The organism is Amaricoccus tamworthensis, assembly GCF_049800875.1.
GTDB lineage: Bacteria > Pseudomonadota > Alphaproteobacteria > Rhodobacterales > Rhodobacteraceae > Amaricoccus > Amaricoccus tamworthensis.
The window spans coordinates 40,478-62,182 of record NZ_JBNAFV010000003.1 but is presented as its reverse complement, the minus strand read 5'-3'; the positions used below and the strand labels follow the sequence as shown (position 1 = coordinate 62,182).

Below are 21,705 nucleotides of genomic sequence, written 5' to 3'. Positions count from 1 at the left end.
GGCAATCGAGTCCCATGCGTCGATGTTGATCGCTGTTCTAGAACGGCACGTCGTCCGCTGCCGTCACGAACCGTGAGACCACGTGTTTTGGGCCGGCTTTTTCGAAATCGATCAGAAGTTTGTCGCCCTCTATGTCGGTGACGGTGCCGTATCCGAATTTCTGGTGGAAGATGCGCGTGCCGACTTCGAACGCTGGCAGTGCCTCGGCGTCAATGACCGTGTTGCGGGTCTCCTTTGGCTGGGAAACCGGCCGGTTTCCGGCCCGGGCCTGCATCCGTTTCCAGCCCGGTGAATTGTAGGCGTCCGCTTTGGCTGCCGCATCGGCAAGGCTGGGGCCGGTTGGTCGGGAGGACACGGCCGCCGCGCCGAAGCCACCGCCGTAGAGGCCCGGTGGCGTCAGGACCTCGACATGCTCCTCCGGCAGTTCGTCAATAAACCGGGACGGCATCTGGGACTGCCACTGATTATAGACCCGGCGGTTGGCAACGAAAGAAATGGTGCACAGTCTCTCGGCCCGGGTGATGCCCACATAGGCCAGCCGGCGTTCCTCCTCGAGGCCCTTCAGGCCGCTCTCGTCCATGGACCGCTGGGAGGGAAACAGGCCGTCTTCCCAGCCAGGCAGAAAAACGCAGGGAAACTCCAGCCCCTTGGCCGCGTGGAGGGTCATAATCGATACCTTGGGAGCGCCGTCATCCTGTTCGTTGTCCATGACGAGGCTGACATGCTCCAGAAATCCCTGCAAATTCTCAAACTCGTCCAGAGCCTTGATCAACTCCTTGAGGTTTTCGAGACGTCCGGCGGCGTCGGGCGACTTGTCGGCTTTCCACATGTCCGTGTAGCCGCTCTCGTCCAGAATCTGTTCCGCTATATCCGTGTGGGGAATTTCCCCGGCGCGGACGAGTGCGCCCCAGCGATCGAACCCGTCGACCATTGACTTCAGGGCGTTGCGCGCCCGCGTGGCCAGGCCGCCTTCCTCAACGATCATCCGTGCGGCCTCAAGCAGGCCGACGCCGTGCTGCCGTGCCACATTGTTGATTGTCTGAACCGCCTTGTCACCCAATCCGCGTTTGGGCTTGTTCACGATGCGCTCAAACGCCAGGCTGTCATCCGGGCTGACCGCTACCCGGAAGTAGGCCATTGCGTCCCTGATTTCGAGGCGCTCGTAGAACCGGGGTCCACCTATGACCCGATAGGGCAGGCCGATCGTCAGGAACCGGTCCTCAAAGGCCCGCATCAGGAAGGATGCCCGCACCAGAATGGCAATGCCATCGGGGGACACCGGATCGGACCCGCGTGTGCCTCTCTCCAGCGCCTCGATTTTCTCGCCGATCCACCGGGCTTCCTCGTCTCCGTCCCAGTGGCCGATCAGACGCACCTTTTCGCCCGCGTTCAGATCGGTCCAGAGTGTTTTGCCAAGCCTCTTTTCATTGCTGGATATCACTCCGGAAGCTGCGGCCAGGATATGCGGGGTCGACCGGTAATTCTGCTCCAGACGGATTACCTTCGCGCCCGGAAAATCCTTTTCGAACCGTAGGATGTTGCCAACCTCTGCGCCTCGCCAGCCGTAGATCGACTGGTCGTCATCGCCCACACAGCAGATGTTTTTATGCCCGCCCGCCAAAAGCCGCAGCCAGAGATACTGGGCCACATTGGTATCCTGGTATTCGTCCACGAGGATGTAGCGGAACCAGTCCTGATACTTTTCGAGAACCTCCGGAAACGCCTGAAATATGCCAACCACATGCACGAGCAGGTCACCAAAATCACAGGCATTCAGCGTCAGCAGCCGCTGCTGATACATGGCGTAGAGCTCGGTACCACGGTTGTTGAAGGCTGCGGCCTCGGAGGCCGGAACCTTCTCCGGGGTCAGCGCCCGGTTTTTCCAGCCGTCGATCAGCGAGGCAAGAAGCCTGGGCGGCCATCGCTTCTCGTCGATGCCCTCCGCCACGATCAGCTGCTTCAGGAGGCGAAGCTGGTCATCGGTGTCGAGGATCGTAAAGTTGGATTTCAACCCGGCCATTTCGGCATGGCGCCGCAAAATTTTGACGGACAGGGAGTGAAAGGTCCCGAGCCAGGGAATGCCCTCCACCACGCCGCCCACCGTCTGCCCGACGCGGGTCTTCATCTCGCGCGCGGCCTTGTTGGTAAAGGTTACCGCGAGGATCTGGTTCGGTCGGGCGCGCCCGGTGTTCAGAAGATGCGCAATCCGCGTCGTGAGCGCCCGGGTCTTCCCGGTTCCTGCTCCCGCAAGCACGAGAACCGGTCCGTCGAGCGCCTCAACAGCCGCCAACTGGTCTGGATTGAGCCCGTCCAGGTAGTCGGTCGGCCGCGGCGCCATCGCCTGCTGCGACAGTGGACGACGCTCCGGTGCGAAGGCTTCCGCCTCATCTTCGATCCATGTTGTCATGGACGCGACATTAAACCCGGCCGGGCGGATTGAAAAGCGCCTGTTCCCCTTGTGTTCGCAGTTTTTAGCAATTTCATTTTCAAATTGATCCCGGCGCGCCTTTCTGGTTTACGGGCGCGACGGATGGGTGGCCGAGTGGTTTAAGGCACCGGTCTTGAAAACCGGCGTGCGGGAGACCGTACCGTGGGTTCGAATCCCACCCCATCCGCCACACTCAAATGCTGAATCCGTCCAAGGGCCCCGATTGGGGCCTTTTTTCTTTTTGTTTCAAAGGGCGTTGGCAGGGCCGTCCGCCCTTCGGAGACCGGGCGCTTGACGTAGAATGGGTCTCCGAATGGCCTGCGTCTCTCTTCGAGCGCCCCTCGACGGCCACAGGACGGCGCAAAACATCCTCGCATTTCCAATGGGTTGCCGGGTTCATGGGGTCGCCCCGTTCGCGAGATAATCCGGTGACGGAGACCGACACGAAGGCGCAGGGCGGTCAGAAGGACGGCCCCGTGGCGGCCGATCAACCGGGCCGGTGCGCTGGTGCATGGGCCGGCGACAGCAGCAAGATCCCTGCCGGAAGTCTCTGATGACAAACAGACTTCGCGCCCATAGCCTGGCGCAATGTCGAACGGGCCCTGGACGGATGAAGAGAATGACCTCATCGTCGCGGATTACTTCGCGATGCTGGCCGATGACATCTCCGGGCGCCGCTACAGCAAGGCTGAACACCGCCGCGCACTCCTCCCGCTCCTGAACGACCGGTCCGAGGGGTCCGTCGAGTTCAAGCACCAGAATATCAGCGCGGTGCTGAAGGGGCTCGGCGAGGACTGGATCCCCGGTTACAAGCCCGCGTTCAACTTCCAGATGACCTTGGTGGATGCCGTGGCGCGGTGGCTGGCGCTGAACCCGGCCTGGCTCGGGCGCCAACCTGGCCTGCAACCCGCAGGCGGTTTGCGCGAGGCGGCGCAGATCTGGGTGGGTCCGCCGCCGACGCTGTCGAACCAGCCGCCGCCGCAAGAACTTGAGCAGATGCTGCACATCGCCCGCAAGTTCGACGTGGCGGGCCGGGACGAGCGCAACCGGGCCCTCGGGCGCGCGGGCGAGGAGCATTTGTTGGCGCATGAGCGCGCGGCATTGCGGACGGCAGGACGTGACGATCTGGCGCGCAAGGTGCGCTGGGTGTCGGAGGAGGATGGCGACGGCGCGGGCTACGACATTGCGAGTTTCGCTCCGGACGGGTTCCCGCGGCTGATCGAGGTCAAGACGACGAACGGATGGGAGCGCACGCCCTTCCACATCACCCGCAACGAGCTGGCCGTGGCCGAGGAGCGCCGGTCGGAATGGCGCCTGTTCCGGCTGTGGAATTTCTCACGCGAGCCGAAGGCATTCGAACTGCACCCGCCGCTGGACGCGCATGTCTCGCTGTCCGCGACGACGTTTCAGGCGAGCTTTCACTGAGGCTCAGTCGAACACCTGCCCCGGCTGTTCGTGCCATGGCAGGGCCGCGACGTCGGTCAGTTTCAACAGGGTCACGGCGGGCACCTCGCGCTTGTAGACCAGTCGCTTGAGGACACCTGGCGCGAGATAGGCGAGCCGCAGCTGTCGGCTGACATGGCGTTCGGCAAGCCCCACGGCTTTCGCCAGATCGGTGACCGTGTTGAATTCGCCAGCCTCCATCCGCCGCCGCCAGCCCCACGCCCGACCAATGGCGCGCAGGATATGCGGATCCTGCGTTCGGTCTTCGCTGGGCAGATAGGTGGCGGGCGGCATGATCTTCGGCCGCCCGTTCTGCTTGCGAACCTTGAGCGGCACGAAGATCTGGATGGACTCGTCGGGTTTCATCATTCCGCCGCCACCTTCTTTCGTGGCGCCATCATGTCGCGCATGACGCCCGAGACGCCGTCGGTCCGGACATCGATCACCAGCCCCTCGGACGTGACGGTGACCCGGCGCACCAGCAACTGTACGATCCGGGTCTGCTCCGCAGGGAACAGCTGGGCCCAGACGTCATCGAACGTCTGCAGCGCGGAGATCACGTCGGCCTCGGCGAAGACGTGACCCTCGCGCGCCAAGTGGGCGATGACCTGCGCCGTGATCGAGGGCGCGCGCATCACCCGCCGCAACTCGGTCACCACGGCCGCTTCCACGAGGTCGGCAGGAAGACGGCGCGGGATGCCTTCATCGCTGGGTTCGCGGTTTTTGATGACGTCCATCGAGACGTAGTACCGGTATCGCCGCGCGCCCTTCTTCGTGCTGCTCGGGGTCATGGCGGAGCCCGTGGCCGTGAAGATCAGCCCCTTGAGCAGCGCTGGCGCCTGCGCGCGGGTGTTGTTGGCGCGCTTTCGCGGATTCTGCCGCAAGATTGCATGGACCTGATCCCACAGCTGCTCGTCGATGATGGCCTGATGCTCGCCGGGATAGGCCTTGCCCTTGTGGACCGCCTCGCCGCGATAGACGCGGTTCATCAGCACCCTGTAGAGGTATCCCTTGTCGACCAAGGTGCCCTGCTTGTTGCGGAGCCCTTTGCGGCGCAGTTCGCGGGCCAGCACGGTCGCTGATCCGACCTCGACGAACCTCTCGAAGATGCCCCGCACGGTGGCAGCCTCGTCTTCATTCACCACGAGCTTGCGGTCCTTCACATCGTACCCGAGCGGGACATAGCCGCCCATCCACATGCCCTTCATGCGGGAGGCGCGGACCTTGTCCCGGATGCGCTCGGCCGTGACCTCGCGCTCGAACTGCGCGAAGCTGAGCAGGATATTCAGCGTCAGGCGCCCCATGGACGTGGTGGTGTTGAAGGACTGCGTGACCGACACGAAAGTCACGCCGTTGCGGTCGAAGACCTCGACCAGCTTCGAGAAGTCCATCAGCGACCTCGACAGGCGGTCGATCTTGTAGACGACCACCACATCGATCAGGCCGTCCTCAATGTCGGCCAGAAGCTGCTTGAGGCCGGGCCGTTCCAGCGTCCCGCCCGAGATGCCGCCGTCGTCATACTGATCGCGGACCAGCACCCAGCCCTCGGAGCGTTGGCTGGCGATGTAGGCCTCGCAGGCCTCTCGTTGGGCGTGCAGGCTGTTGAACTCCTGCTCCAGCCCTTCCTCGGACGACTTGCGCGTGTAGATAGCGCAGCGCTGGCGGCGGACGGGATTTGGACGCTGATCCATCAATCATTCCCCCGCTTTCGTTCGCGCAACCCGAAGAAGCGGTAGCCATTCCAGCGCGTCCCGGTGATCGCCCGCGCAATCGCGGACAAGGATTTGTACGGTCGCCCTTGCCACTCGAATCCGTCCCGCAAGACCGTGATCGTGTGCTCTACCCCGTTCCATTCTCGGATCAGCCTCGTGCCGACCACGGGATTGCGAGGATCGGCGATCTGGCTCTTGCGTGTCAGGGTGCCGCCGACCTCGTCGGCTAGCAGGTCCAGCATGCGCCGGGTTTCGCGATCAGGACCGCCATAAGTCAGTTCCTGGATGCGGTAGGCCAACCGGCTCTCGAGGAACGCCCGACTATTGTTTGGCGCCGCCGTGGCAAAGATCGTCTGCCACTCCGCCTTCAACTGGGTGACGGACATGGACTTCAGCGCGGCCAGGCGCGCGGGGATGGGATCGGGCTTCGTCATGCGTTTCTCCGGTGAGTTGGAGTTGCATGACGGCATTGGTCGTCGGGATAGTGTAGGCAACGTTCTCCAGTATTGTCAGATACTTCGCGTCCATCCTGCCCGAGCAGCCGAACCAGCCCGAGCGCCAGCAGGCCGCAGAGTTCGGCGCGGCGCTCGGAGGCGGTCATCTGGTCGGGAGGGAGCGGGTTCGGGCGTTTCATGTCTCGGCAGCCGTGTTCGGTGGTGTCGTTACCGATCAAAAGCCACCCAGCCGCCCCCGACGGGACATCTCAGCTGAACGAGATGAGTGAATGCGAACAGGAAGGGAACATCAGGGCTTGCCGATCACGGATTTGTCCATGATCATCGGGAGTTGAATCAAGCGAGAGCAGTTGTTCGATGAGGTGAGTTCATGCCGTGCAAAGCAAGCCCGATCGGTCCCCGTATTTCGGCGCTGATCGAGGACGCGCGCGTGAATCTTGCCCTAACGATTCTCTCGGCCCGGGAGGGTGGTGTTAGTCAACTCGGCCCCCTGAGGCGACGTCGCGGTGTCGAGCCCCGAGCTAGGCACTACGGTCGCGATCTATAGTTCAGCTCAGTATTTTCGGAGATTTATATGGTACGCGCCCCGGCCAGAACTTGCCCCAATCTTTCTCGGCTATTCGACGATGCAGAGCCGGAACTGCTGTCCGGATTCCTCAAGAGCAAGGCTTTCGAGAGGCTGAGCTGGCTTGGGCCCTACAGGTTCGACCCCGAGAATCCGGACGGTCCGTCGGTTGCCAGAAATATGCTGCCCCAGGAAAAGAAGGACCGGCTGGGGCCTCTCGAAGCTGAAGCTGCCCGGATCGTCACAATCGCAAGCGACCGTGGCGAGTATGTCCTCGAAGGTCTCGCCAAGACCACGCTCGAACCCGAGCGCGCCAAGGAACTTCTGAACCGGCGGGACAAGCTCGCGCGAAGCCTGTGGGCTTACGCCAACGAACACGGCTTGTTTGAAGCGGCGGAGAACAGCCTGCACCTGCGTCTCTACCGGCGCTACGACAAGCACTACCAGACCTTCATGGCCGAGCCTTCGGTCGATGGGGGCCCCGACGCCGGCAGTGCATTGCTCGACGAGCTTCTGGTCGACCTCAACAAGCGTCTCGATCGCGGCGACGGCTACAGCATCGACAAGTTCGACATCCCCGAGGACGGCGATGAACCGGCGGCGGAGATGTACCTGCTGTTCCATCCCGATCCCCCCACGAGCGTTCGGGAGATCGATGACGATGGCAATCGGTCGAGCATCTATTTCCGCCCGCCTGGAGAGGCGATGATCGTCTATACGCCATCGACTGGGCGGGTCCATGTCCGCGCAGGCAACCGAAAGCTCAGGCACACAGTTGCCGAACGCTTCATCGAGACTGCCCTCGAGCAGACTTACTCCAACCAGCCCGTCGACTTTCAGGCCTACGACATTTCGCAGTTCCTGCAGGGGCTCGATCTTGAACCGCCGGAACTTGACGACGTGGTGATCGACCGCGCGCAGGTGATCCGCGCTGACATCAGCATCGGCAATCTCGCCAACCGCCTCTCGCTTTCCACCACGATCGACCAGGACATCTCAGAGATCATCGACAGCCATCCGGGCCTTCCGAGGATCTTCGAGCGGGCGCTCGCAATCCGCTTCGTCGAGATTGCGGTCCGGTATTTCCGCGCGGGACGAGATGAGGCGCAAACCCTCAACTTCACGCTCACCGACCGCAACACGAGCAGCCTTCTCAGCATCGACGACCCTTTCGAGCGCGTTCTGGGGCATCGCTTGCTCAGACACTGGAACATCCTCCGTGATGGCCGTGCACCGGGCGATGAGGAGAGCATGGCTGTCATGCCCGCCTTGCTGGCCATATGGGATATCGGAGCTGACAGGGTCACCGGCGCATGGCTCCAATCTCGCGGTGTCGATCCTGGCCTGCTGAACGATCTGGGCTTCCTCGTGCCGGCCGGCTGGGAAGGCGACGACCTGATCGACGATGAAGACGAGGTCGGCCCGGTGGCAGCCGAAGTGGTCGTTCGTATCGAGAAGGGAGATGCGGAGGAAGAAGACCGTAAGGTGGCCGACCTCAAGGTCACTGAGGGACAGGCGACGTCTGCGGGCAACCCGGATCGCTACAGGATCTATCGGGTGCGTGACGGCTGGGTCGCGCAACACCTGAAGGAAAGTCTCGAAAAGGCGCTCGATGCGCCCGCCATCGAGAAGCTGACCGATCATCTCCTCTACCTTGGAACGCTCAGTATCGATGGCGGCGATGTTCCGATCTACCTTGCGCGTGGTCTCGACCGGGAGAGGGTCCGGTCTGCCGTCGATACGGAACTTCGGGCGCGCCACAACCTCGGTATTGGACTGGTTCTGCAGGCCGGCACCGCTCCTGGACCGTGCCTGGCGGCCAATGTTCTGACGCCACTTGTTGATCAGATCGACACCAAGCAAGCCGAAATCGCGTTGGTCGCAGACAAGCTCCGGTCCGTGTTCCGGCGACATCGGATATTGGCCCGTGGAGGCATGACGGTCGGACTCACCCGTAGCGGCGATGATATCGCGACCCTCTTCGTGCCAGGGAAAGGCACCATCGACATCAAGGGCGAAAACCGCATCCAGATCATCCAGCGGCTGGTCGATGCCCACAACAACGGCCCGACGCCGATGTCGACCAAGGATCTTGTCAAGGGAATCGCTGAAGACCAGTCCCTGTCGAACATCTTCAAGCAGCCGCTGTGGGACAAGCTGAAGGCGAACTTTCTGAGAAGTCTTGGCGCCAAGGGGCCGTGGGAGATCGCAATCTGACAGCTGGCTCCGATCCGGCTCCGATTGGGGGGTCTGACGGGCTCCGATTCCTCAGGCCAATGGGAGTGCTCCATCGATCAGAGGAGCACTTCCATGCCGACTCCCTTCCCCTCGCGCCAGGCAGCCCCGACGAGCTGGTCCGGCACCGCGAAGACCAAGCCCACCAACCACAACTCGGAATGGCGCTGCACGCGCTGTGACAAGCTGCTCGGCGTCTGCCGGGACGGCCGCATGCACCTGCGCTTCGCGCGGGGGCACGAGTATCTCGTGGGCTTCCCGGTTCAGGCCACCTGCCGCGGCTGCGGCACGCTGAACAACGCGACCGCGCCCGCGCGCTGACGCGCGCATTCACCCAATCCCCTGAAATCGCAGAGACGCGCGACGTCCTGACCTGGCCACGAGAAGGCGCCGGACGCCTGGCCGCAAGGCAGGCGTCCAATGTCCTTCGCGTGGCACGAGATCCGTGATCACCTCATGCATTCATCCTCCAACCTTCACTTCCAGCGCAGTTTCGACGCCGTCCGGCGTGAACAGGCCGCCCTTTCGGCGTTCCGTGATCCGGCGGCCCTGCTGGACGGTCTGCATCGCACCCCCGGCGATCCGGACCGGAAGAACCGGATCCTCTCCGCGCTCGTCAGGGCGGCGCAGGGCGACGGTCCCGCGTTCAACTGCGCCCTGACGCTGCTGTTGCTGGCGCTCTGGCCCGGCCTCGACGCCATCCGCCGCCGGTCGCTCTGGCGCAGGCTCGGCACCGCCGACGAGATCGCGTCCGATGTTCTGGCGCGCACCACCGAGGCTGTCCGCGGCCTCGATCTCGGTCGCGTCAACTGGATCGCGGCCACGGTGCTGCGCAACGTCGAGCGCGACATGATCCGCATGCGCCAGCGCGACCAGACGCGCGAATATCTCGCCAGCGGCGCCGACCCCGACGAGGTGGCGGACAGCGGCGAAAGCGGGATCGGCGCGGCCGGGTACGCAAAGCTGAACGGCGCCATGCGGAAGCTGCTCGGCGACGACGCCCTCCTGGTGATCCGCGTGTCGATCGAGGGCTTCTCGCAGGCCGAGGTCGCCGTCGAACTGGGGCTGACCGAGGCGGCCGCCCGCAAGCGGTACCAGCGCGCCATGCGCCGGCTGCACGGCGCCCTCCAGGAAATCCCCTGAACCGATGTCCCGATCCGGTCCCGCCGGTGGCTTTTCCCATTCGAGCGCCCCGAGCGCCTTCCCTCCAACCGAAAGCAGACACGCATGAACCGCACTGCCGATCTGTCGCTCGAGGATTTCAGGCGTCTTCCGGGGCTCTATCGCCGCTGGGAACTGACCGAGGTCTGCGAGCCCAACCGCAACTATCAGATCGAGGACGCCGGCGCCCATGCCGACGGGACGCCGCTGCTGGCGATCTACGTCGCCGAGCCCGCGCCCGACGTCCGCGAGGCCGCGTGATGCGCCTCCTCGATCACCTCATCTCACGGAGAACCGCCATGCCGGACCAGCCGGACGACATCACCCGTCTTCGCGCGGCGAGCTACGCGCTCGAAGACCTCCCCGAAACCATCGCTCTCCCGCAGCGCGCCGGCGACGAGCCGCGCGAGCCGCTGCCGGTCGTCGAGGCGACCGTGGACGAGATCGCCTTCGCGATCGTGGAAGCGGAGCGTGAGAGCACGGCCGCCTACCGCCGCGCCGACGCGCTGAAGCGCCTCTACAAGCTCGCCCGCGAGGCGGGGTGCATCGGCGCCGACCGCGCCGCCACGGCGGTGATGAAGAAGGAGGGCCAGTGATGGCCCTTCCCATCATCGGCGCCGACGAACGGCTCGCGCAACGCAAGGGCATCAAGGGCGTCATCTTCGGCCGGTCCGGCATCGGCAAGACCAGCCTGCTCTGGACGCTGAACGCCTCGACCGCGCTCTTCCTCGACCTCGAGGCCGGGGATCTGGCGGTCGAGGGGCTGGAAATCGACACGCTCCGCCCCCGCACCTGGAAGGAATGCCGCGACTTCGCGGTGTTCATCGGCGGGCCGAACCCGGCGCTGCGCGAGGACCAGCCCTACAGCCAGGCGCATTTCGACGAGGTCTGCGGCCGATACGGCGATCCGGCGGTGATCGGGAAGTACGAGACCGTCTTCATCGACTCGATCACCGTGGCCGGGCGGCTCTGCTTCCAATGGTGCCGCGGCCAGCCCGAGGCGTTCTCCGAGAAGACCGGCAAGCCCGACATCCGTGGCGCCTACGGTCTGCATGGCCGCGAGATGATCGGCTGGCTGACCCACCTGCAGCACACGCGCGGCAAGCATGTCTGGTTCGTGGGCATCCTCGACGAGCGGCTCGACGACTTCAATCGCAAGGTCTTCCAGCCGCAGATCGACGGCTCGAAGACCGGGCTCGAACTGCCCGGGATCGTCGACCAGGTCATCACCATGGCCGACATCCCGGACCCGGGCGGCCAGCCGCAGCGCGCCTTCGTCTGCCAGACGCTGAACCCCTGGGGCTATCCGGCCAAGGACCGCTCCGGTCGCCTCGACAGGGTCGAGCCGCCGCATCTCGGCCGGCTGATGGAGAAGATCCAGCGTCCCGCGGCGCCAGCCTCCGAACGCCTGACCTGGCCGCCGGTGACGCCCACCGATCCCGCGCCCGCGCAGGCACCTGACCATGGCTGAGCGCATCTCGCCATGCCCCGTGTCCCGATCCGGTCGCCGGGGTGGCTTTTCTCCTCTGACGCCGCTGCGCGTCCCATCCTCCAACTGAAAGGAGCCGCGCAATGTCCGGACCCTGGAACGACTTCAACTCCGCCCAATCCAACACCAACGTCATCCCGAAGGGCACGCTCGCCAAGGTGCGCCTGACGCTCCGCCCGGGCGGCTTCGACGACCCCTCGCAGGGCTGGACCGGCGGCTGGGCGCGCCGCGCCGCCACCGGGGCCGTCTATCTCGACGCCGAATACACGGTGCTCGAGGGGCCCTATGCCCGGCGCAAGGTCTGGTCGCTGATCGGCCTCTACAGCCCGAAGGGCCCTGACTGGGCGAACATGGGGCGCGGCCTGATCCGCGGCATCCTCAACTCGGCGCGCGGCGTGTCCGACAAGGACAACTCGCCGGAGGCGCAGTCGCGCCGTCGCATCAACGGGTTCGGCGATCTCGACGGCGTCGAGTTCGTCGCCCGCATCGACATCGGCACTGACACCAACGGCGAGGACAAGAACGAGATCCGCGCTGCCGTCACGCCCGACCATCGCGACTACGCCGCGCTGATGGGCACGGTCGCGCCGCAGTTCGCCGCCGCCCCGGCGCAGGGCCACGCCCCGCAGCAGCCCACCACGGTCACCCAGCCCAGCCAGCCCGCGTCCGCCCCCAGCGCCGCCGGTCGGCCGAGCTGGGCGCAGTAAGGGGGAGACCGGCCATGCGCCTGCGCCCCCGCCAGAAGACCTTCGTCGAGCGCAGCGTGGCTGCGCTCGCCTCCCGCGGCAACACGCTGGGCGTGGCGCCCACGGGTGCTGGCAAGACCATCATGCTCTCGGCGGTCACCGGCGAGATGATCGGCGACGGCGCCAAGGCCTGCGTGCTGGCCCATCGCGACGAACTGACCGCGCAGAACCGCGCCAAGTTCCAGCGCGTGGTGCCAGGCGTCGCCACATCGGTCATCGACGCCACGGAGAAGTCCTGGGGTGGCCAGGTCGCCTTCGCCATGGTGCCGACGCTGGCGCGGGCCTCGAACCTCGCGGACATGCCGCGCCTCGACCTGCTGGTCGTGGATGAGGCGCACCATGCGGTCGCCGACAGCTATCGCCGCATCATCGACCGGGTGCGCGAGGCCAATCCCGACGCCCGGATCTTCGGGGTCACGGCGACGCCGAACCGTGGCGACAGGAAGGGCCTGCGCGAGGTCTTCGACAATGTCGCCGACCAGGTCCGGCTGGGCGAACTGATCGCCTCGGGCCACCTGGTGCCGCCGCGCACCTTCGTCATCGACGTGGGTGTGCAGGACGAGCTCCGCTCGGTCCGCAAGACGATGTCGGATTTCGACATGGCGGAGGTGGCGGGCATCATGGACCGCGCCCCCGTCACCGACGAGGTGATCCGCCACTGGAAGGAGAAGGCAGGCGACCGGCAGACCGTGGTGTTCTGCTCCACCGTCGCGCACGCCGAACACGTCACTGAGGCGTTCAGGGCAGCTGGCGTTTCCGCCGCGCTGATCCATGGCGACCTGGCGGCCGAGACCCGCAAGGCGATCCTCGCCGACTACGCCACGGGGGACATCCGCGTCGTGGTCAACGTGGCGGTGCTGACCGAGGGCTGGGACCATCCGCCCACCTCCTGCGTCGTGCTGCTGCGGCCCAGTTCCTACAAGTCCACCATGATCCAGATGGTCGGGCGCGGGCTGCGCACCGTCGATCCCGAGGAACACCCCGGCGTCGTCAAGACCGACTGCGTCGTGCTGGATTTCGGCACCTCGAGCCTGATCCACGGCACGCTGGAACAGGATGTCGATCTCGACGGCAAGACCGAAACCGGCGAGGCGCCGACAAAGACCTGTCCTGCCTGCGAGGCGGAGATCCCGCTGGCTGCCACAGAATGCCCGCTCTGCGGTGAGGCGTTCCCCCGCGAGGATCTGGATGCGGGCGAAGGCGGGGACGCCGCGCCGCTCTCGGGCTTCATGATGACGGAGATCGACCTGCTGAAGCGGTCCAGCTTCGCGTGGGTCGACCTTTACGGCACGGACGACGCGCTGATGGCCACGGGCTTCGCAGCCTGGGGCGGCATCTTCTGGCTGGGCGGGGTCTGGTACGCCATCGGCGGGGCGAAGGGCGAGCGCCCCCACCTGTTGGGTGTCGGTGAGCGCACCGTCTGCCTCGCGCAGGCCGACGACTGGCTGAACACTCATGAGACCGACGAGAGCGCCTTCAAGACCCGGTCCTGGCTGCGCCAGCCGCCGACCGAGAAGCAGCTGCAATACCTGCCGCCCGAGTGCCGCCATGACTTCGGCCTGACGCGCTACCGCGCCTCCGCGCTGATGACCTTCGGCTTCAACAAGCGCGCCATCCGCCAGCTGATCGACACGGCGGCCTCGCCCGAACGGAGGGCGGCATGACCCATGTCCTCCATCACCCCCATCACGGCCGAGGACCGGCGGCGGCTGTGGCATCCGCGTGGAACGCTCTGTGCTGTCTGCCGGCAACCCACCCGTGGCTTTGGCTGGTTCGATCCGCACCGAATGAGGCGGCCCCGGCCATCGGTCTGGTTCTGCTCGATGCCCTGCCAGTCCTTCTGGACGCACTTGGCCAGGGAGCGTTTCGCCATGGTTGACCTGACCGAGGAAGAGCGCGCCGCGATCACCGCCACCATGAAGCGCGTGGCGCTGCTGATGGACGAGATCGGCTGGGCCACTCCGCTTGCGGATCTGACCGAGGCGCAGGTGCGCGCACTGATCGAGGAGGCCGTCGAGGGCTTCCGCGAGGCCATGTCCGACATCGCCCGGGCGCAGACACCGGAGGTGCCGTTTTGACCAAGCTCTGCACGAAATGCGGCGTCAAGAAGGACGTCTGCGAGTTCGGACGCCGCCGGCTCAGTCCCGATGGTCGGCAGACCTGGTGCCGGGATTGCCGCCGGGAATACCAGCGTGCCTATGCGCAGAACTTCCGCAATCCCGAGAAGCATCGGGAGGCGCAGCGTCGCTATCGCCTGCGCCACGCCGAGAAATATCGGGCCCACAGCATCGTCAGGCGTGCCGTCAAGGCTTGTCGGATCGTCGTGCCGGTCTGGTGTCAGCGATGTGGCTGCGTGACCGACCTCGAAGCGCATCACCACGACTATGACGCGCCGCTCTCGGTCGAATGGCTCTGCTCGACCTGCCACGGGCTCGCCCACCGCAGCTACGAGGGAGGACAGCATGCTGGACTATAACCGCCGCCCCAGCTTCGCTGACCGGGTCAACGCCGCCATCGATCAGGCGCTCACCGCCGATCAGGCCATGCGGCCGCCCCGCGACTACCTCGGCGGCTCGCGCCTCGGCCATGCCTGCGAGCGCGCCTTGCAGTTCGAGTTCACGGCGACGCCGAAGGACGAGGGCCAGGACTTCAGCGGCCAGTCGCTGCGCATCTTCGCCATCGGCCATGCGCTCGAGGATCTGGCCGTCGCCTGGCTGCGCGGCGCGGGGTTTGATCTCTACACCCGGAAGGGCAACCGGCCCGATGGCGGCCAGTTCGGCTTTTCGGTCGCGGGCGGGCGCATCCGGGGCCATGTCGATGGCATCGTCGCCGCGGGCCCTGAGGGCTTCGGGCTCGCCGTTCCCGCGCTCTGGGAATGCAAGACGATGAACGCCAAGAACTGGCGCGCCTGCGTGAAGGACGGCGTCACGAAGTCGAAGCCGGTCTACGCCGCCCAGATCGCGGTCTATCAGGCCTACATGGAAACCAGCGTGCCCGGCATCAGCGCCGCGCCTGCCGTGTTTACCGCGATCAACAAGGACACGGCCGAGATGCACCATGAGCTGGTGCCTTTCGACGCCGATCTCGCGCAGCGCATGTCCGACCGGGGCGTGCGGATCCTGCAGGCGACCGATGCGGGCGAGTTGCTTCCGCGCGTCGCCACCACGCCCGACTACTTCGAATGCCGCTTCTGCCCGTGGTCCGAGCGCTGCTGGAGGCTTCCCGCATGAGCGACGACGGCATCCTGCACTTCAACCCGTGGATGGACTTCAACGACGGGCCACCGTCCGAGAACCCCTTCGGCTGCGATCCCGACTCCGACCAGGTCGCCATCTTCCTTGACACGGTGTTCAGCTGGTGCGAGGGGCTGATCCCGCTCCGCGGCTTCGTCGACAAGGGTCAGGGCCGGGACGGCAAGCCGCACAACATCTGGATCCCCGCCGACGACACCGCACCCGGCAAGCTCGCGACCTTCGCCGCGTGGGCGAACCGCGAGGGCGCGGCCGTCTATGTCATCCCCGGCACGGTGGCCGAACAGGGTCAGGCCCGCGCCGCCGATGTGCTGCAGATGCAGGCCATCGTCGTCGATCTCGACGCAGGCGACATCCCGGCCAAGCTGGACCATGTCACCCGCCACCTCGGCACGCCCACGCTGATCATCGAGAGCGGTGGGCGGACGCCCGAGGGTGCGGCGAAGCTCCATGTCTGGTGGAAACTGACCGAGCCCGCCGAGGGCGACGACCTGGCCACCCTCTGCCGCCTGCGCGGCGAAATCGCGGTGAAGGTCGGCGGCGACACGCATTTCCGCTCGGCGCACCAGCCGATCCGGGTGCCAGGCACCGTCTATCACAAGCACGGCCATCAACGCCTCGTGCAGATCCGCGAAAGTCGTGACGTCGAGGTGGATCTTGCCGATTTCGCCGAAAAGGTCGCCGAGATGCCGCCGCTGCCAGGCGTAGGCTTCGCCAGCGACGTTGCCGCGCCGGCCAAGCCCGGCATCGACGCGGTGCTCACCACGCCGGTGCGCGAAGGCGCGGTCGACGACTGGTCCCGGTTCCAGGGAGCCAGCGCCGCCATCGGCCACTACGTGCGCCTGGTGCACGAGGGCCGCCTCGACCCGTTCGCGGGCTGGGAGGCGATCTGCGGCTACAACGCCGCCATGCTGCGCCCGTCCTGGCCGCTCGATCGGCTGATGGTCGAGTCCGAACGCCTCTGGGAGCTGCATGTGAAGCGCAACGGCCCGCCGCTCCTGCGCGCGGCCCATGTCGGTGCCCCGGCCAGCCCGCTGCCGACCTTCAGCCTTGGCGCGCTCCTCGACGACACGAGCCCGATGCCCGAGGACATCATCGGCCCCCGGGTGCTGACCCCGGGCGGGCTCCTGGTGATGGGGGGCGCGCCGAAGGTCGGCAAGAGCGACTTCCTGATCTCATGGCTCGTGCACATGGCGGCTGGCGTGCCGTTCCTCGGCTTCACGCCACCCCGGCCGCTGCGCGTTTTCTACCTGCAGGCCGAGATCCAGTATCACTACCTGCGCGAACGCATGCAGCAGATCGCGCTGCCCGCCGCCGTGATCGCCGCCGCGCGCGACACCTTCATCGCCACCCCGAAACTGAAGCTGCTGCTCGACGCGGAGGGCATCGCCCGCGTGGCCGAGGCGATCAGGGCCGCATTCCCCGACGCGCCGCCCGACATCATCGTCATCGACCCGATCCGCAATCTCTTCGACGGCGGCCCCGAGGGGGGCGGCGAGAACGACAACACCGCCATGATGTTCTTCCTGAAGGACCGGGTGGAGCTCCTGCGCGAGGCGGTCAATCCGGATGCGGGCGTCATCCTCGCTCACCACACGCGCAAGGCCACCAAGCACCAGGTCAAGGACGATCCCTTCCTCGCGCTCTCCGGCGCCAGCGCGCTGCGCGGCTTCTATACCTCGGGGCTGCTCATGCACCGGCCAGACGAGGACAGCAGCGTCCGCAAGCTGGAGATCGAGCTGCGCAACGGCCCCGCGCTGCCAGGCAAGCTCATCGACAAGGTGAAGGGCGAGTGGGTCGAACTGAACCCGTTGAACGAGCGCCTGGTGCGCAAGGAGGTCGGCGCCAAACTCGATGCCGAGCGGCTGCGCAAGCATGATGTCATCCTCGGCATGTTGCTTGATGAGGCGGCAAGCGAGCGCCTCTACACCGCCATGCAGTTCGCCGAGACCTTCGAGAACCGGGGCGGTCTGGGCAGCAAGCATACCATCCGCGAGCGCCTCAGCGTGCTGTCGACCAAGGGCTTCGTGAAGTTCCTGCGCGACCCCTCGGGGTTCGGCTTCCCCGTCACCCGGTCGCGGTTCGGCTACCTCTGCGTCGAGGGTATGCAGTTCGGCGCGCCCGTCGAGGAGGTCGATCCGGACACCGGCGAGGTCACCACAACCGCCCGTCCGGTCCTGCCCAGCCACTTCAAATGCCCCCAATCCGGGCTCTGCTTGCAGGTCGAAAACCCCGCCGTCTGGGTCTACCCGGAGGGGCTCGAAGACGACCTCACTCATATGAGTGAGGCCTGACTCATATGACAGCGCCAACTGTGCACTCAATGAAATCAACGGGTTACGGGCAAATAAGAGTTAGGTCCCTGACTCATGCCCGAAGACTTCGTGAAGTCTTATTCCGCAATGATTTCAGCCACTTGTCCTCCCCGGAACAGTTAGGTGTCAAACCCCCATACTACGTATGGGAGGGCCACCCAACAGGGTTGGCCACTCCTCCCATACGTCCGGGCCAGCCGCGCGCGCCGCCGTGACGGTCTGTTGTGCTTCCCGATCCGACGACGGCGGCCCCGTACCGCCAAGCACCAGACCGCCGTCGTCTTCCACCACCACAGGCCACCGGCAAAGGAGACCCATCATGGCTCAGCCGACTCTGATCCCGAATTGCGACGGCGCAAGGTTTGAATCGCTGCCGCTCGACACACCCCGCAACCGCTGCATCCTCGCGCTCGACCTCGGCACCTCGACCGGCTGGGCGATCCGCGGCCACGACGGTCTGATCACCAGCGGGACCGTCTCGCTGCGGCCGGGCCGCTTCGACGGCGGCGGCATGCGCTACCTGCGCTTCACCAACTGGCTGACCGAGATCGACCGGCTGTCCGGTCCAGTCGCCGCGATCTGGTTCGAGGAAGTCCGCCGCCACGCAGGCACCGACGCCAGCCACATCTACGGCGGGCTCATGGCCACGCTGACCGCATGGGCCGAGCTGCGCGGCGTGCCCTACGAGGGCGTCCCGGTCGGCACGATAAAGCGCCATGCCGCTGGCAAGGGCAATGCCGACAAGGCCGCCATGGTCGCCGCCGTCCGCGCCCGCGGCTTCAGCCCGGCCGACGACAACGAGGCCGACGCCATCGCCATCCTGCTCTGGGCGATCGAGACGAAGGGAGGTGTCGCATGAGATGGCATCCCCATGGCTACGGCGGCCGACGCCGGGATCCCGAACAGGTCAAGCGCGAGGGCTGGCAGGAACAGGGCGTCCTCGCGGTCTCCGCCGATGACGACCGCCTCACCTGGCCCGAGCGTGAACTGGTCCGCCAGCTCGGCGAGAAGCTCTATGGCCCGCGCCCTTCCGACAGGGAGGCGCGTCATGGCTGATCGGGAATGGACCGCCGACTGCGTCGCCGATCATTTCGAGGAGGCGTTCCGTACCCTGCGCAAGCTGCCGCCGGTGAAGGCGCTGGGCTACTTCAACACCTGGCCCGACATTGTGCGCACCAGCCGCGAGATCGCGGCGATGGAGCCGCAGCCGATGCGGGTCTGGCCCTCGGCCGCCGCGATCACCCGGCTCGAGCAGACCTTCGACTGGGTGCTCTGGATCGAGGAGGCGGAGCGCAAGCTGGTCTGGTCTCGTGCCGCCCGCGTGCCGTGGAAGCAGATCAGCGGCGAACTGGGGTGCGACCGCACGACCGCATGGCGGCGTTGGCAGTTGGCGCTGACCAAGATCGCTGCGCGCCTGAATGCGCAGTGACTCCAATGTGTTGCAACACTTTTTCCTTCGACATCTGCAACATGATCGTGCTATTCCGAAGGCAAGATGGGGAGAGTGCGCTGGAAGGCTCGCTCTCCCTTTTGCGTTGACAGGGGCCTTCTGGACCCCGGCATCCAGCAAGGGTCCGGCCGGGGTCCAGCCCACGGCAGTTTCCGGTTCCTTCCTGGGCGTTTTCGTATGCTGGCGGGCGAAGCGCGGAAGATCGCCAGCGACAGGGCCGGATTTTTGGGAAGCCACCCGGAAGCCGGCGCCCCGCGCGCCCCGCGCAAACACCAATGAACGCTGGTCTTCCGACCTGACACCGCTGGTGGCCGCTGGACCCCGCTTGGAGTCCAGCCCGGCATCCGGAGTCCGGAAGTCACCGGCATCCACCCGACCGAGGAACCTTGCCCACCATGACGCTGAGCTTCGCCCCGGATGCGATCGAGACGTGGCCGCTGTCGCGCCTCCAGCCCTACGCGAAGAACGCGAAAGCGCATGGCGCGGACCAGGTCGCGAAGATCGCCGCCAGCATGGCCGAGTTCGGCTGGACCGTGCCGTGCCTCGTGGGCGAGGACGGGGAACTGATCGCGGGGCACGGGCGCGTGCTGGCCGCTACGCAGTTGGGGCTGACCGAAGCGCCGGTGATCGTACTCGGGCATCTGACCGAGGCGCAGCGGCGGGCGTACCGCATCGCGGACAACAAGCTGACCGAACTAGGCACCTGGGACGAGGCGCTGCTTTCGGCGGAACTGAACGACCTCTTGGCCGAGGATTTCGACCTGTCGCTGGTCGGCTTCTCGGATGGCGAGTTGGACAAGCTGCTGGCCTTCGTGCCGGAGGGGGACGGTGAAGAAGGTGGCGCCGGGGGCTCCGTGCCGCCGGTGACCATCCCCGAACCGCCGCGCAATCCGGCCTCGCGCACGGGCGACCTCTGGATCCTTGGTGACCACCGGTTGCTTTGCGGGGACAGCACGAACCATGACGACGTGCGCCGCCTGATGAACGGCGAGCGCGCCGTGCTGTTCGCGACCGATCCGCCGTATCTCGTCGACTATGACGGCTCGAACCATCCGACCCGCAACAAGGATTGGTCCGCCTCCTATGGCACGACCTGGGACGACAGCTCTCAGGGCGCGGAACTCTACGACGGGTTTATCGCCGCCGCCGTCGCCGAGGCGATCACCGAGGACGCGGCCTGGTACTGCTGGCACGCCTCCCGCCGCCAGGCGATGCTCGAGGCCTGCTGGGAGAAGGCGGGTGCCTTCGTCCATCAGCAGATCATCTGGGTGAAGGACCGCGGGGTTCTGACCCGCTCCCATTACCTCTGGAAACACGAGCCCTGCTTCATGGGCTGGCGCCGCCCGAACCGCCCGCCGAAGGTGGCAGAGCAGACGCTGCCATCGACCTGGGAGATGCCGTCTTTCGCCAAGGACGAGCGCCCCGATCACCCGACCCCGAAACCACTGGACGCGTTCGGGATCCCGATGCGCCAGCATGTGGCGCGGGGCGGCCTCTGCTACGAGCCCTTTTCGGGCTCGGGTTCGCAGATCATGGCGGGCCAAGCGAATGGCCGCCGGGTCTTCGCGATGGAGATCAGCCCGGCCTATGTCGACGTTGCCGTCGAACGCTGGCAGGCCGAGACCGGCCGCGACGCGATCCTCGACGGTGACGGTCGGACCTTCGCGCAGGTGAGGACCGAGCGGCTGGGCGACGATGCCGAAGCCCCCGCCGATCCCCCGGCTACGGACGCCGCCCCCGAACCCGCGCGAAAGCGCAAGACCGCCGCGTGACATGCATGACCTGGCTTTACCTTCCTCCGGACGCGCTTTCGGAGCCGGAGACGCATGCCTCTTCGGCCTCTCCATCTGCTCCGGCGCGGGCGGTCTCGACCTCGGGCTCGCCATCGCCATCCCCGGATATCGTGCTGTGGGCCATGTCGAACGGGAAACCTACGCCGCAGCCACTCTCGTGGCGCGGATGGAGGACGCGTCCCTGGATCGAGCGCCTGTCTGGGACGACGTTGGAACCTTCGACGGCCGCCCGTGGCGCGGCGCGGTGGACATCGTCACTGCGGGCTATCCGTGCCAGCCGTTCTCGGTCGCGGGCAAGCGCCGGGGCGCGGACGATCCGCGGCACCTCTGGCCGCATGTCGCCCGCGTCATCGGCGAGGTCCGGCCGCCCTTCGTCTTCCTCGAGAACGTCGCCCATCATCTCCGCCTCGGCTTCCCCGAAGTCGCCGCAGGACTGGTCGGCATGGGCTACCGCCTTGCGGCAGGCCTCTTTACGGCGGCGGAAGTCGGCGCGCCCCACAAGCGGGAGCGGCTGTTCATCCTCGCCATCCGCGAGGGGGACGAGCTGGCCGACCCCGCGCGCCTGCTCTGGTACCCGGTCGAGTGGAGGGAACCGGACGGAACTGCTGCGGCTCTGGCCGACGCCGAGGGCCAGCGCCAACGAGAACCGGCAAACGAAACCG

At 66.1% G+C, this 21,705-nt stretch carries 22 protein-coding genes, 1 tRNA gene and 1 pseudogene; 20 read left to right on the top strand and 4 right to left on the bottom strand.

Annotated features, from left to right (window positions below; genetic code table 11):
* Window positions 1–37 precede the first annotated feature (37 nt).
* Window positions 38–2,407 carry an ATP-dependent helicase gene (locus ACP15P_RS07555; protein ID WP_424927855.1) on the bottom strand — a complete coding sequence of 790 codons (2,370 nt, stop codon included), beginning with the start codon at window positions 2,405–2,407 and terminating at the stop codon, window positions 38–40.
* A 121-nt stretch (window positions 2,408–2,528) separates the two neighbouring features.
* Between ACP15P_RS07555 and ACP15P_RS07550 the strand changes: the two genes are divergently transcribed.
* Together ACP15P_RS07550 and ACP15P_RS07545 are read left to right on the top strand one after the other, a co-directional pair.
* Window positions 2,529–2,618, top strand: a tRNA-Ser gene (locus tag ACP15P_RS07550).
* A gap of 398 nt (window positions 2,619–3,016) precedes the next feature.
* The gene (locus tag ACP15P_RS07545; protein WP_160786215.1) at window positions 3,017–3,853 is read left to right on the top strand and encodes a protein NO VEIN domain-containing protein; all 837 of its coding nucleotides are present in this window, start codon (window positions 3,017–3,019) and stop codon (window positions 3,851–3,853) included.
* A gap of 3 nt (window positions 3,854–3,856) precedes the next feature.
* Here the strand turns inward: ACP15P_RS07545 and ACP15P_RS07540 are convergent, their stop codons facing one another.
* From ACP15P_RS07540 to ACP15P_RS07530, 3 genes are read right to left on the bottom strand one after another with little or no spacing between them, the layout of a single operon-like run.
* Window positions 3,857–4,240: a hypothetical protein gene (locus ACP15P_RS07540; protein ID WP_160786216.1), complete on the bottom strand. Its 384-nt coding sequence runs from the start codon at window positions 4,238–4,240 to the stop codon at window positions 3,857–3,859.
* Window positions 4,237–5,562, bottom strand: coding sequence for a recombinase family protein (locus tag ACP15P_RS07535; RefSeq protein ID WP_160786217.1), 1,326 nt, complete (start codon window positions 5,560–5,562; stop codon window positions 4,237–4,239). The genes ACP15P_RS07540 and ACP15P_RS07535 overlap by 4 nt, the downstream gene beginning before the upstream one ends.
* On the bottom strand, window positions 5,562–6,017 hold the full coding sequence (locus ACP15P_RS07530) for a DUF2924 domain-containing protein (protein ID WP_036732847.1): 456 nt from the start codon (window positions 6,015–6,017) through the stop codon (window positions 5,562–5,564). The genes ACP15P_RS07535 and ACP15P_RS07530 overlap by 1 nt, the downstream gene beginning before the upstream one ends.
* A 595-nt stretch (window positions 6,018–6,612) precedes the next feature.
* Between ACP15P_RS07530 and ACP15P_RS07525 the strand changes: the two genes are divergently transcribed.
* The 18 genes and pseudogenes from ACP15P_RS07525 to ACP15P_RS07440 form a co-directional block, all read left to right on the top strand.
* A complete protein-coding gene (locus ACP15P_RS07525; RefSeq protein WP_160786218.1) occupies window positions 6,613–8,820 on the top strand; it encodes a hypothetical protein in 2,208 nt (735 codons plus the stop codon).
* Window positions 8,821–8,913: 93 nt separating this feature from the next.
* The gene (locus ACP15P_RS07520) at window positions 8,914–9,159 is read left to right on the top strand and encodes a hypothetical protein (RefSeq protein ID WP_036732858.1); all 246 of its coding nucleotides are present in this window, start codon (window positions 8,914–8,916) and stop codon (window positions 9,157–9,159) included.
* Window positions 9,160–9,258: 99 nt separating this feature from the next.
* The gene (locus ACP15P_RS07515) at window positions 9,259–9,981 is read left to right on the top strand and encodes an RNA polymerase sigma factor (protein WP_160786219.1); all 723 of its coding nucleotides are present in this window, start codon (window positions 9,259–9,261) and stop codon (window positions 9,979–9,981) included.
* 84 nt (window positions 9,982–10,065) lie between these two features.
* Window positions 10,066–10,260 (top strand): hypothetical protein, encoded by a 195-nt coding sequence (locus ACP15P_RS07510; protein ID WP_018303655.1) that lies wholly within the window; start codon window positions 10,066–10,068, stop codon window positions 10,258–10,260.
* A 38-nt stretch (window positions 10,261–10,298) separates the two neighbouring features.
* Entirely contained in the window at window positions 10,299–10,595 is a 297-nt protein-coding gene (locus ACP15P_RS07505) for a hypothetical protein (protein ID WP_160786220.1), read from the top strand.
* Window positions 10,595–11,470, top strand: coding sequence for an ATP-binding protein (locus ACP15P_RS07500; protein ID WP_160786221.1), 876 nt, complete (start codon window positions 10,595–10,597; stop codon window positions 11,468–11,470). Before ACP15P_RS07505 ends, ACP15P_RS07500 begins: the two co-directional genes overlap by 1 nt.
* A gap of 101 nt (window positions 11,471–11,571) precedes the next feature.
* Window positions 11,572–12,195 carry a hypothetical protein gene (locus ACP15P_RS07495; protein WP_160786222.1) on the top strand — a complete coding sequence of 208 codons (624 nt, stop codon included), beginning with the start codon at window positions 11,572–11,574 and terminating at the stop codon, window positions 12,193–12,195.
* Between the two features lie 14 nt (window positions 12,196–12,209).
* Window positions 12,210–13,898, top strand: a complete 1,689-nt coding sequence (locus ACP15P_RS07490; protein ID WP_160786223.1) for a DEAD/DEAH box helicase — start codon at window positions 12,210–12,212, stop codon at window positions 13,896–13,898.
* Window positions 13,895–14,113, top strand: coding sequence for a hypothetical protein (locus ACP15P_RS07485; RefSeq protein WP_424927854.1), 219 nt, complete (start codon window positions 13,895–13,897; stop codon window positions 14,111–14,113). The genes ACP15P_RS07490 and ACP15P_RS07485 overlap by 4 nt, the downstream gene beginning before the upstream one ends.
* Window positions 14,106–14,312, top strand: a complete 207-nt coding sequence (locus tag ACP15P_RS07480; RefSeq protein ID WP_045683641.1) for a DUF6511 domain-containing protein — start codon at window positions 14,106–14,108, stop codon at window positions 14,310–14,312. Before ACP15P_RS07485 ends, ACP15P_RS07480 begins: the two co-directional genes overlap by 8 nt.
* Complete coding sequence (locus ACP15P_RS07475; protein ID WP_139206505.1) at window positions 14,309–14,710, top strand: hypothetical protein; 402 nt, start codon at window positions 14,309–14,311, stop codon at window positions 14,708–14,710. Before ACP15P_RS07480 ends, ACP15P_RS07475 begins: the two co-directional genes overlap by 4 nt.
* Complete coding sequence (locus tag ACP15P_RS07470; RefSeq protein ID WP_160786224.1) at window positions 14,697–15,464, top strand: PD-(D/E)XK nuclease family protein; 768 nt, start codon at window positions 14,697–14,699, stop codon at window positions 15,462–15,464. The genes ACP15P_RS07475 and ACP15P_RS07470 overlap by 14 nt, the downstream gene beginning before the upstream one ends.
* Window positions 15,461–17,779 carry an AAA family ATPase gene (locus tag ACP15P_RS07465; protein WP_424927853.1) on the top strand — a complete coding sequence of 773 codons (2,319 nt, stop codon included), beginning with the start codon at window positions 15,461–15,463 and terminating at the stop codon, window positions 17,777–17,779. The genes ACP15P_RS07470 and ACP15P_RS07465 overlap by 4 nt, the downstream gene beginning before the upstream one ends.
* A gap of 340 nt (window positions 17,780–18,119) precedes the next feature.
* Entirely contained in the window at window positions 18,120–18,659 is a 540-nt protein-coding gene (locus tag ACP15P_RS07460) for a hypothetical protein (protein ID WP_229341962.1), read from the top strand.
* On the top strand, window positions 18,656–18,856 hold the full coding sequence (locus ACP15P_RS07455; protein WP_028720215.1) for a hypothetical protein: 201 nt from the start codon (window positions 18,656–18,658) through the stop codon (window positions 18,854–18,856). Before ACP15P_RS07460 ends, ACP15P_RS07455 begins: the two co-directional genes overlap by 4 nt.
* A complete protein-coding gene (locus ACP15P_RS07450) occupies window positions 18,849–19,229 on the top strand; it encodes a DUF6362 family protein (RefSeq protein WP_160786226.1) in 381 nt (126 codons plus the stop codon). Before ACP15P_RS07455 ends, ACP15P_RS07450 begins: the two co-directional genes overlap by 8 nt.
* 416 nt (window positions 19,230–19,645) lie before the next feature.
* Window positions 19,646–21,022, top strand: a complete 1,377-nt coding sequence (locus tag ACP15P_RS07445) for a site-specific DNA-methyltransferase (protein ID WP_160786227.1) — start codon at window positions 19,646–19,648, stop codon at window positions 21,020–21,022.
* A pseudogene (locus ACP15P_RS07440) lies at window positions 20,946–21,533 on the top strand (DNA cytosine methyltransferase); the annotation flags it as partial. The gene ACP15P_RS07445 and the pseudogene ACP15P_RS07440, both read left to right, overlap by 77 nt.
* Between the last annotated feature and the right edge of the window lie 172 nt (window positions 21,534–21,705).